Source organism: Microcystis sp. M_OC_Ca_00000000_C217Col (genome assembly GCF_007095585.1).
Lineage (GTDB): Bacteria > Cyanobacteriota > Cyanobacteriia > Cyanobacteriales > Microcystaceae > Microcystis > Microcystis panniformis.
Window position 1 is genome coordinate 1 of record NZ_SFBV01000318.1, and the last position, 10886, is coordinate 10886.

At 43.2% G+C, this 10886-nt stretch carries 13 protein-coding genes; 4 read left to right on the top strand and 9 right to left on the bottom strand.

What is annotated here, in order from left to right; translation table 11 throughout:
- Positions 1-469: 469 nt before the first annotated feature.
- Together EWV66_RS20185 and EWV66_RS20190 are read right to left on the bottom strand one after the other, a co-directional pair.
- The gene (locus tag EWV66_RS20185; protein WP_052276048.1) at positions 470-2863 is read right to left on the bottom strand and encodes a DUF3769 domain-containing protein; all 2394 of its coding nucleotides are present in this window, start codon (positions 2861-2863) and stop codon (positions 470-472) included.
- Between the two features lie 140 nt (positions 2864-3003).
- The gene (locus EWV66_RS20190; RefSeq protein WP_002732356.1) at positions 3004-3120 is read right to left on the bottom strand and encodes a photosystem II reaction center protein I; all 117 of its coding nucleotides are present in this window, start codon (positions 3118-3120) and stop codon (positions 3004-3006) included.
- Positions 3121-3502: 382 nt separating this feature from the next.
- Between EWV66_RS20190 and rsmI the strand changes: the two genes are divergently transcribed.
- On the top strand, positions 3503-4342 hold the full coding sequence (rsmI, locus tag EWV66_RS20195) for a 16S rRNA (cytidine(1402)-2'-O)-methyltransferase (protein WP_052276047.1): 840 nt from the start codon (positions 3503-3505) through the stop codon (positions 4340-4342).
- 36 nt (positions 4343-4378) lie between these two features.
- Here rsmI and EWV66_RS20200 read toward each other — a convergent pair whose 3' ends face one another.
- From EWV66_RS20200 to EWV66_RS20220, 5 genes are all read right to left on the bottom strand, one after another.
- Positions 4379-5548: an LptF/LptG family permease gene (locus EWV66_RS20200; RefSeq protein WP_002787175.1), complete on the bottom strand. Its 1170-nt coding sequence runs from the start codon at positions 5546-5548 to the stop codon at positions 4379-4381.
- A 32-nt stretch (positions 5549-5580) separates the two neighbouring features.
- Positions 5581-6309, bottom strand: a complete 729-nt coding sequence (gene lptB / locus EWV66_RS20205; RefSeq protein ID WP_052276046.1) for an LPS export ABC transporter ATP-binding protein — start codon at positions 6307-6309, stop codon at positions 5581-5583.
- A 194-nt stretch (positions 6310-6503) separates the two neighbouring features.
- Entirely contained in the window at positions 6504-7004 is a 501-nt protein-coding gene (locus EWV66_RS20210; protein WP_052276045.1) for an LptA/OstA family protein, read from the bottom strand.
- 49 nt (positions 7005-7053) lie between these two features.
- The gene (locus EWV66_RS20215) at positions 7054-7479 is read right to left on the bottom strand and encodes a DUF309 domain-containing protein (protein ID WP_052276044.1); all 426 of its coding nucleotides are present in this window, start codon (positions 7477-7479) and stop codon (positions 7054-7056) included.
- A gap of 9 nt (positions 7480-7488) precedes the next feature.
- Complete coding sequence (locus EWV66_RS20220; RefSeq protein ID WP_052276043.1) at positions 7489-7848, bottom strand: ferredoxin thioredoxin reductase catalytic beta subunit; 360 nt, start codon at positions 7846-7848, stop codon at positions 7489-7491.
- Between the two features lie 254 nt (positions 7849-8102).
- On the opposite strand from EWV66_RS20220, the gene EWV66_RS20225 reads away from it, so the two are divergent.
- Entirely contained in the window at positions 8103-8402 is a 300-nt protein-coding gene (locus tag EWV66_RS20225) for a DUF1816 domain-containing protein (protein WP_002787171.1), read from the top strand.
- Positions 8371-9018, top strand: coding sequence for a ComF family protein (locus EWV66_RS20230; protein WP_052276042.1), 648 nt, complete (start codon positions 8371-8373; stop codon positions 9016-9018). Before EWV66_RS20225 ends, EWV66_RS20230 begins: the two co-directional genes overlap by 32 nt.
- A 42-nt stretch (positions 9019-9060) precedes the next feature.
- On the opposite strand, the gene psbX is transcribed toward EWV66_RS20230, so the two are convergent.
- The gene (gene psbX / locus EWV66_RS20235; RefSeq protein WP_002759073.1) at positions 9061-9180 is read right to left on the bottom strand and encodes a photosystem II reaction center X protein; all 120 of its coding nucleotides are present in this window, start codon (positions 9178-9180) and stop codon (positions 9061-9063) included.
- A 218-nt stretch (positions 9181-9398) separates the two neighbouring features.
- On the opposite strand from psbX, the gene EWV66_RS20240 reads away from it, so the two are divergent.
- Positions 9399-9698, top strand: coding sequence for a hypothetical protein (locus tag EWV66_RS20240; protein ID WP_002759071.1), 300 nt, complete (start codon positions 9399-9401; stop codon positions 9696-9698).
- Positions 9699-9733: 35 nt separating this feature from the next.
- On the opposite strand, the gene EWV66_RS20245 is transcribed toward EWV66_RS20240, so the two are convergent.
- The gene (locus tag EWV66_RS20245) at positions 9734-10666 is read right to left on the bottom strand and encodes a DNA adenine methylase (protein ID WP_287108782.1); all 933 of its coding nucleotides are present in this window, start codon (positions 10664-10666) and stop codon (positions 9734-9736) included.
- Positions 10667-10886: the final 220 nt, after the last annotated feature.

Below are 10886 nucleotides of genomic sequence, written 5' to 3' on the forward strand. Positions count from 1 at the left end.
TATCGACGTAAGAAGCGGAAAAATTAGCTAAATTAACAGGATGTACTCTCAGAAAATTTCAAGAGAGATAGGCTTTTAGTGGCTTGGGAACAAGCTTTATCAATTTATTCATAATAAATATTGGCAGAGGATTAAATATTAGTTATTGTGACTAACTCTTTTGGTTAGAGAAAGATAAACTTGAGAATCTTCGGTCAAATTTATTGACTCAAAATCAGCTATACTTAATTTAAATGAATCAACCCTAGGGGCAGGGGGGATCGAACCTATAATCCATTTTTAATTTGATTATAACCAACTACTTAGAAGTTAGCCAAGGGAGTCTCAATGAGAGGTAATCCCGACCTAAAAATCGCTAAAACCCCACTTCATAATTCATCATTCATAATTCCCTCTCCCTTTTCCCCATCTCCCTTGTCCCTTCTCCCTTCTCCTGTCTCGGAGTCTCCTGTCTCGGAGTCTCCTCAGCTTAACGGGTTACTCCATCCACCACCGGACGGACATCGCTACCCTCAAAATAGCCGGGGTTGCCTGTCCAGTTGAAATCCGAGACGCGGATGTTGAGTATTCCCAACTGCAGCACCGGGTTATAGCGCAAAATTAAACTATAGGTGCGACGACTCCATTCGAGAAAATATTCTGTACTGATTTCCTTCGCTTGATCGATACTGTAAATGCTCTGGAAACCCACACGAATCGGACCATATACCTGTTGAGTTATACCATAGGACATTGTTTGTTGATCAACAAAGCGATCGAAGAAAAAGGGTGATTGTCCGTTAACTAAACCCTGACTAAAACTGATATTAAACCCGGTATAGTCGAAAAAATCGCGGGAAAAACGCCCAAACTGTCCCAATAATCCCACAGTTCCCGTGACGGAATTTTGCGTCTCTCCGTTAGTGTAATAACTGGTGACACCAGTGACACCAGTGACAATAGCAATATAGGGTTGAACGGGAAGAGGAGAAAATCTTAAGCCTTGGTCGGGAGTCGGTGGTAAAGTAAGGGCAGACCAGAGTAAAAAACTGCGATTGAGGGAGACAGCACCCTGAAAACGGCTTAAATTAGTCACATTATCCGTTGCATTGGCCGCTAAGAGATTACTGCGATCGGTGGGTGCGTTGACATTCTGAACAGAAGCTTGATAACTGAGTCTAATATCCGTATTGGGGACGACAATCACCGGTGAGGTCAAAATTGCCCCAAAACTGCTATTAACCGTCTGAAACCCCAAAGAACCGTTAAAGAGACGCTCGCGATAATTGTACTCCACATTGAGCAGATAGGGATCCTGCAACTGTCCGATCGTCTGTTGAAAGCGAATCTTAGAACGAACAATATTTTCGATCTGTTCCAAATCTAAATTAGAAAAAGAAGCTGTCGCCTGAAAAAACGAGCGCTCACCAAAATTAGTGGCAAAATTGCCCAATAAACCAAAAGCTTTCGGACTAAGGGGTGAAACTTCACCACCTCCGGGGTTAGCTGAGGGAAAAGCATCGGGATTGAGGACTTTTTGAATTAAATATTGGGGTGTCAACTCAAAAAGAGTCTTCGGTGTCTCCACTAAAGTTAGGGGACTTTCTACGAAAAATCCGCCCCGATCCTCTCCATCATAGCCCGGAGCAATTAAAAAAGGACGACGACGACGGCGATCGAAGGTAAGACTATTAATAAAAGTGGGTGCCACTACCCGTTGATCGAAAACCAACTGGGAATTACTCATCCGCAACTCATCGGTAAAGGGGCCGGTACTGCGAAAAGTGGCGGAATTGGCCCGAACTTCCAACTCAGGAGGGGAAAAAGGGTCATTCGTCAGACGCACATTAGTGGCATTCCACACCTTACCATCAAAATTCAAGCGCTCGGCCTGAAAACGGACACGATTAATCGTTCCCCCCGACGGACTACTAATATTCTGTCGATCGCGCCGACTGGGATCCTGTCCCCCGACGACAAATTGAAAACCCTCTCCCGTCGTGATTCTCTGCAAGGGTTGATTTAATGCCAAACGATCGGTTAGGGTTCCAAAAGAACTACTGGCCCCCACATCCGTGGGCAGCGTTTGCCGTAAATCCCTAGCGGTGCTGGGTTGAAAAATCTCCCCATTAGCATTAAATACCACACCGCTATCCTGGACGAAATAATATTCAAAGCGATCGCCGCGCAGGATTTGATCTCCCCGGGTTAGGATCACCTGGCCCTCCGCTACTGCTAACTTTTCGGGAAGATTAATCTGTAAGCGATCGGCTGTTAGTACACTTTGGGCAAAACGTAGGGTGACATTACCTCTAGCGGTGATAATCTGCCGATTTTGGTCAAATTCCTGCTCATCAGCCACTAATTCTAGAGGCTTTTCCTCTTCTGGATTAACTGCAGCGGTCTGAGCTAGGCTGTTATTGAGGGAAATCCAGTATTCTTGGCTGGTTTTTTCGCCCTTTTTCCGCACTAATAGCCGAGTTGAGCCATTTTTATGGTTGAGAGCTTTTTGATTTAATCCTGAAACTATCTCGGTTTCGGGATTAATGGTGACACCAACGGCTGCGGGGGGTGGAGAATTCTGAACAGAAAGGGGTGTTCCTAAAGTTGCCGCATCACCCGCACTGCTAGGTAAAGGTTCTAAGGGAATACCCTGAGCGGGAACCAAGGGTTTTACCTCGACGGTTTCCGGGGGGGGAGTGACGGTGAGGGGAATAGAAACGCTCTCTGCTGAAGGCTTTTTTGCCTCTAGAGGTGCTGGGGTGACAGGGAGGGGAACTACAGACGTGGGACTACTTTCAGAGACTTGGCGCTCCTCCGTTTCCGGTTCAGCTACAGTATTAATCAGGGCAGGTGGTTCAACAGCTAAGAAAAAAAAAGACATGACTGCACGAGTCGGCGATCGAAATAGAGGACGAGCGAACCTCATTGATACTACCACGATCATTATTTCTAGGGAGACAGGGAAAGTCCGATAACTTGTTCCCTGTGTCTCTACCCTAGAACCAGTTTGATAATTGTCTTCTACTCAAAGTCTTTGCGTCCGGGGTTACGGGTAGGATCGCCAGAAAGGAAGCCAAAGATAAAAAGTAAGACAAAGAAGGAAACAACGATATAAACGGCGATTTTTAGGGTTAACATTACTAAGACGTTCTCCTTAGACTAGATTAATTCAATAACAGGGGTGAGCATACCTTGACCTACTTTACCCTATTTGAGTGATCCCTGAACAGAGAAAAGTGATCAGTCTTCAGTCGTCAGTTATCAGTTATCAGTTATCAGTGATCAGATAAGTGGGTGGGTGGAATTAAATATAAGATGAACGTAGGTTGGGTTGAAGCATGAAACCCAACGCCCGCTCATGTTACGCTACCGCTAACCTATCCTACAAATAATTGTGCCTCCCTACTTATGAGTTTTTAGTGGACAGTCTGATCAGTGATCGGTGATCGGTTATCAGCCTACTGTTTACTGTTTACTGATCACTTAAAATACAACTAAATAGCCTATTTTTAGCCAATTTATGAATAATCTCGGTAAATTATATGTGGTGGGAACGCCGATCGGTAATTTAGACGATCTGACTTTCCGATCCCTGGCAACTCTCAAAAAAGTCTCTCTAATTGCTGCCGAAGATACCAGACACACGGGCAAATTATTGCAGCATTTTGATATTCCGACCCCTCAAATTAGTTACCATGAACATAATCGCCTTTCCCGTCTCGATGAGTTATTAAATATTCTCAGTCAAGGTCAGGATATCGCTTTAGTTACTGATGCGGGAATGCCGGGGATTTCTGACCCGGGTTATGAGTTAATTAAAGCTTGTATAGAAGCTCAGATCGAAGTGGTTCCCATCCCCGGAGTAACGGCGGTAATTACTGCTTTAGCGGTGTCGGGATTACCGACAGAAAGATTCTGTTTTGAAGGATTTCTTCCGGGTAAGGAAAAGCTGAAACAAGAGCGCTTAGAGGGTTTAAAAACCGAGACGAGAACGATGGTTTTTTATGAAGCACCTCACAAACTTATTAAGACTTTGGAGGATTTACGGGAAACTTTTGGACCCACGAGAAAGATAGTTTTAGGTCGGGAATTAACCAAGCTTTACGAAGAAATTTGGCGAGGAACTATCGCCGAGGCCATTAATTTATATCGGGATAATAAAACTCCTAAAGGAGAATTTACGATCGTAGTTATGGGCAACGATCAGGCCGATAATATCCAATTATCTGACGAGGAATTAAAACGGGAATTAAAACAAATTATAGAACGGGGAGTTAGTCGATCGCAAGCCAGCAGACAATTAGCACAAGTTACTAATTTATCCCGCAGTCGTTTATACAAATTAGCCCTAGAAATTTGATGATTATCAATTTTTATTCCCACCGCTAACCCTCGATTACTTAGCTGATTGAAGTAACAAAATTCCCCCGGCAGTTAATCCTAAAATATTGGGCAACCAAGCGGCCATCAAGGGGGTTAAAACTCCGCCAATGCCTAAGGAACTGGTGACAAAAGATAGGAGATAATAGGAGAAAATTAGGACAATACAAATACCAAAACTGGTGGCTTTATTAGAATTTTGGGGACGTAATCCCAAGGCTGCCCCAATCATCCCAAAAACCAAACAAACAAAGGGTAAAGATATTTTCTGCTCGATTTGAACCTGTAGTTTTCTAATTTTGGTGGGATTGCCGCTTAATTCCAGTATTTTTAGATATTCCCGCGCTTGTCTTAGGGTCATTTCTGAACCATCTCGGCCTCGAAAAGCTAAATCTAAAGGGGTACGAGGTAGGGCTAATTGTTGATGTTGAAAGCGAACAATATTACGATAGGAACCATTAGGATCAATTAGATAAATTGTGCCGTTATAAAAATCCCAGATATTTTTTTCAATATTCCAAGAAGCTGATTCTGAGGTAATAATTTGATTAACTTCCGGCTGGGTGCGATCGAGAATGGTTAACCCTAACATTTCTTGACCGTTAAATCTTTCGGCATAAAATAACCTTCTTAATACCGTTTGCGCTTCCCCTCCATCCGGTGGCCGCACTTTGCCGTATTCAGGATAAATAATATTATCTTCAATAAAAGACTTGCGATTTGGTCGCAGAGCTTTCGTCATGGTAGCATTAGCTTCATAACTGGCAGCCGGGGCCACATAATCATTAAAAACGTAGGTTAATCCCGTCACTATTAAACTTAGCACAATGGCGGGAATTATTAGGCGATAAACACTAATTCCAATACTTTTAAAAGCAATTAATTCGCTATCACTGGCTAAACGACTGTAGGCCATTAAAGCTGCTAAAAGTATCGACATGGGAAAGGCTAAAACGATAAACTCTGGCATTTTTAATAGGAGAATTTTTAGGGCCAAAGTAAAAGGTAAACCCGACTCAGTAATCCGTCGCACTAAATCAAATAAAGTGCCGATCGCCACTCCCAAAGAAGTGAATAAACCCATCCCAAATAGAAAGGGCAATAATAACTCGACAAAAATATAGCGGTCTAAGATGGTAAATCCGGGTATTCTACTTAAATTTCCTTGCCAATTGCTAACTTTCATGATATAATGCAGCGATTTTTTATTAATAACAATTATCTGAAAAAATTATCACCCAAATAATACTGACGCACCAGAGGATTATTATACAGTTCTTCGCCACTTCCCGCCGCTAAAATCTGCCCTTCGCGCATAATATAAGCCCGATTAGTGATAGCCAAAGTTTCTCGCACATTGTGATCGGTAATTAAAATTCCCATCTGACGATCCCTTAAACCAGCGATCATCGCTTGAATCTCAGACACAGCGATTGGATCCACCCCAGCGAAGGGTTCATCTAATAACAAAAATCTTGGTCCGTTGACTCCCACCGCTAAAGCGCGAGCTAATTCCGTCCTTCTTCTTTCTCCTCCAGAAACGTAAGCGCCTTTAGTGCCAACAATCTTATCGAGGCGAAATTCTTTTAATAAATCATAGAGACGATTTGTCCGTTGGGAAAAGGGAACCCCCGACTGTTCTAGGGCTAACTGAATATTTTCTGATACAGTTAAATAACGAAAAATACTGGCCTGCTGCGTCAGATAGCCAATCCCCAGACGCGCCCTCTGATTAAGGGGTAATTTAGTAATTTCTTTTTGATCGAGCCAAACGCGTCCTAGATTCGGTTTAATTAATCCCGTGGCGATATAAAAAGTTGTGGTTTTCCCCGCACCATTTGGTCCTAATAACCCGACAATTTCCCCCGGGGCAACAGTAATACTCACCCGGTTAACCACGAGCCTTTTACCGTAGGATTTATGGATATTTTCTAATACTAAAGTCATCTTTATCCGGTGTTGGGTGTTGGGTGTTGGGGAAGTGGGGTGATGGGGAAGTGGGGACGTGGGGACGTGGGGACGTGGGGACGTGGGAAATGGGGAAGTGGGGACGTGGGGACGTGGGGAAGCTGTCTCATCACCCTATCACCCCAAAACCCTATCACCCTATCTCCTCCTGAATTCTGATTCCTGACTCCCCATCACTGCGGGTTAATAATTGGGGCAGCGGGGAGGGAAGGGGAAGGTATGGGTGCGGGTGTCGGGGAGGCTGCCGGTTGGGGAGAAGTTTCGTTATCTTTGACTAAATAAATTGACTCCACCTGCTGACTGGTTTGGGGAGTAGCGATAAATCTGCCCTCATCGACAAGATAAGTCATCGTTTCAGCGCGGATACTGTTGCCTTCCTGCAAAACATAAACATTACCCGTCATCACTAAACGACGTTCGCGGCTAAAATACTGAGCTTGGGCAGAAGTGGCCTGCATTTTGCGGGCGGGGTAGAACACTTGTACGTTACCCCTCGCAGTAATTACGCCCGTTTTTGAGTTTGCCTCTTGAATATCCGATCGCACTGTCATGGCATTACCTGGTACGATATTCTGCTGTGCTTTGACTAGGGGAGAATTGCCCAATCCCATGACTAAGCTAGTAGAAACGAGGGCAACTAGCCATCCTCTGATTTTTGCGGATCTTGCTCTCATAGAAATGTCACCTATAGACGTAATTGTATTGACTCACTAATCTAGCTTTTTAGAGAACGGGATGACTTTTGAGGATTTTCGGCAGAGAACAGATAGATCGATCGAGGTGGGCATGAGGATGTTCCTGATGGCTTTTCATCGCTTCTAGCACTGCTGGTAAAGCTTGGGGATCGAGATTCTGTAAAAAGTTTAATAGATCCAAACTCTCCCCCACCAAATGCGTCACGTTGATCCCCTCGTAATCGGGTTGATAGTGTTGTAAACGTCTAACCCCTTCTCCCAAAAGAATTACCGCTCCGCGCCAGTTATTATTTTCCAGATGGTAACAAGCGACAGCAATCTGCAAAATGCCTTGATAAAAGGTTTTTTCAGGCTCTGCGGACTCCATCCACAAAGCCTCTAGGGTATCATGACAAGCATAGAATTGCTGGCGATTAAATTCGTCGATTCCTTGGCCAAAAGCGCTGGCTGTCATTACCCTAAACTAATGCCCCTTCATCGATTCGCGGACTTCTTGGATATAGTCGAGGGAAATTGTCTGTTCTTCCCCAGCAAACTCGTTATCGGGGGTAATAAATAGCATACAGTGACATTCTTTCCGTTCCCGCATCGGCACACAGGGACAATTCCAGAAAGTATTTTTTACCTCCGCTTCTTTGTCTTCGTAGTGACGACAGGGACATAAAGGAGAGCCTAATTCGTCCTTATGACGCGCTAACCCCTCAATTACCACCGCTGTCACCGAGAGATCGCTACAGAAGTAAGTATTTGTACGTCTAGCGTACTGTTCGGCAAAATTCTTCATCGCCTCAAGACTCTTATCCGTGTCCGTGATCTGGCTCATAGTTATCTGATCCCCTTAGCTTTCTACAAAAAAACTCCTTACTATCCTATCTCGATCCGCTTCCCCTTGGCTGAGGGGAATTTTTAGAATCTCTTTTGATTTTGCGACCGATCCCCTTGTTAATCTAATACGATAAAAAGACTCTCTTTGGCCAAAAGCTCGATTTTTTGGCCAGCAAATCGGAATTATGGGGGCAAAGTTCCTCAAACCTATCCTTAATTCCTGCAATCCCTGTACCCTATCAATACCAGAACATGATTTTATCTTTCTTGCAGACAAATAAAATTTCTGACGATAATACGCCTTGGTGGCTGAAAATTACCTCCCTTTATCCCCACTGTACCTACTATTTTGGTCCCTTTGCCTCTTTTGAGGAAGCACAACAGCATCAGGGGGGTTATCTCCAAGATCTAGAGTCCGAAGGAGCGCAAGGAATCAGTCTTTCGATCGAGCGGAGTAATCCCCATTATTTGACCGTTTTTGACGATGGAAATCAGGATCTAGCTAAAACTTTCGCTTCCCATGCTCGAACCTTTTCTCGCTTTATTTCTTAAGTCTCCCTGTCCTCTTTGTCAACGGCAGAGCGATCAAGAGCTTTGCCGTGATTGTGGGCGACAATTACAGGCCTATCGTCAGAATAACCCGCTTTTTCTCTGGCACGGTTCTATTCCCCTGTTTATCTGGGGACGCTATGAAGGTAAATTAAAACAGGTGATCGCTAAAATGAAATATGATCGCCATCCCGCTCTCGGCTCTTTGCTAGGCAGTTGCATGGGGGAAACTTGGCTGCTGCGTCCTCCCCTCACCGATAAACGTTTGACGGTGATTCCTATCCCTCTCCACCCAGAAAGATTAAGGGAAAGGGGTTTTAATCAAGCAGAAGTCATTGGCGAGGGTTTTTGTCGTTTAACCGGTTATCATCTGGCTAGTCGCGGATTAATTCGGATTAAGAACACGGCAGCTTTATTTAGTCTGGCAGCCGAGGAAAGAAAAAAGACGATGCAAGCGGCTTTTCAACTGGGGAAAAATTTACCGAAATCAGTACCGATTCTCTTAATTGACGATATTTATACTACAGGAACCACGATCGAGGAAGCTGTGCAGGTTTTACGCACAGAGGGATATCGGGTAGTCGGTGCGATCGCTCTTGCCAGTTCCAAAATTAGCTAAAATGCCCAGACGGAATCGGTCTAGGCATTTTAGGATTTTAAATTAAGTCCGTTTGATCTTGTCGTATTGACTGATGAAAATCAAGCCGATAGTGGCAGGGATCAGGACGATAGCCGCACCTAAAACAAGGCTCCAGAGAAAGTTAGCTAAAGAGGGTGTCATGATAGATAAATCCTTTGTCATATTTTCAAAGACTTAGTTTTTTATCTTATCACCTTGGGCGAGAAGACCTCCACTTCCACGACCAGATAGATGCGATCGCAGGTTTTATATGTCTTCAATCCCTCAAGATAAAGTCTCCCTTGACTTCTCAAGGGGATAGGGATGTTTGACAATAGGTGATAGTTACAAAACTTTAAACTAGATTGGCAAAGATTTTTATGGCTACTGACGATCGCAAACGGCGCATTCTCGATCATCTCTCCAGAAGTACCACTGGTGCTGACTATATTCCCAAAAAACCGCTGCCAATTGTGGAAACTCCTCCGGTGGCAGCGGAACCCGTGGCAGCGCCGCCTCCAGTAACTCCTTCACCGGAATTAACTGCTAAAGAGCGCAAAAGAAAGATAATGTCCCATCTTTCCATGAGTAGTCAAGATTTTGGCGAAATTACTAGCACTGCCCCCGAAGAAAAGCGTAAACGCCAAATTAATGACCATCTACGCCAAAGCCAAGGATAAATAGTAAGGAGTGAGAATTAGCAACTAGGCATCTTCTAGACTGTTCTCACTCCCTCATTTTCTGCTGTCGATGGCAATAATGACAGTTGTTGCAAATCAGTTCCTCGCTCTGGCAAGAAGGGAATGTTAAAGTTAGTAATGAGTGCTTCGGTGATCGGATGACGTAATTTTTCTGTGGAACCCACATGATAAAAATGCTGTTTAGTATAGATATAAAACTGATCAGCACTCCAATTTTTTTTAATTAAAGGATTGCTTCTAAACTGATTACTGTGCCAAGTGGACAAAATAAACCGACAAGAAATATCCTTTAAAATAGTCACCAAACAATCTTCATCCTCTTCAGACCAAGAGTTAAAATAATCGGTGTGTCTCCCTAAATAAGGAGGATCGAGATAGATCAAGTCTGTTTTTTGCCAATCAGATAAAGTCTCTCGAAAGTCAGCAACTTGAAAATTATAATCAGTTTTAATAAGAATATTTTCTAGGGCAATAACTTGATTGACTATTTTGGTAATATATGCTTGAGAAAATCGCTCTGATTTATGACAGTAAGGTACGTTAAACTGTCCCTTACGATTGAATCTCATCACGCCATTAAAACAGGAGCGATTGAGAAATAAAAAATCCAGAGAATTAGGAGCTTGATTAAATCTTTCTCGTACCTGATAATAATAACTTTCTCCCTGTTCCTTAAGAACTTGACCATTTTCTTGCAAAAAAAGCTTCACAGTTTTACTGGTAATAACTTGATTTTTTAGATTATTATAAAACTGGATAATATGAGTATTTGTGTCCGCAAGTAAAGCCTTTTTGGGATTAATATTAAAAGCCACCACCCCCGATCCAGAAAAGGGTTCTATCCAACGCCCAAAGCTAAGATCACACACAATATTTTTAATATCTTTCACCAATTTAGTTTTAATTCCTTGACACTTAATCGGTGGCACAAGTGGCGTTAACTTCACTAAACACTCTCCTCATCAATAGTAATCTCTATCCACAGCAAACTTAGCTCCTGTTGGCTCGTGAATAAAGGTTAAATCAGGGTAAAAATTTTGTTGAGATACGGCTCTTCGTTACCCTTTATGCTAAATCAACATACAAGATGCCAAGATAACATACTTCTAACCCAAAAATTCCGAAAGTTTCTAAAGCCATAGCCTCTCCGTTTTATTAGTTTAAGTT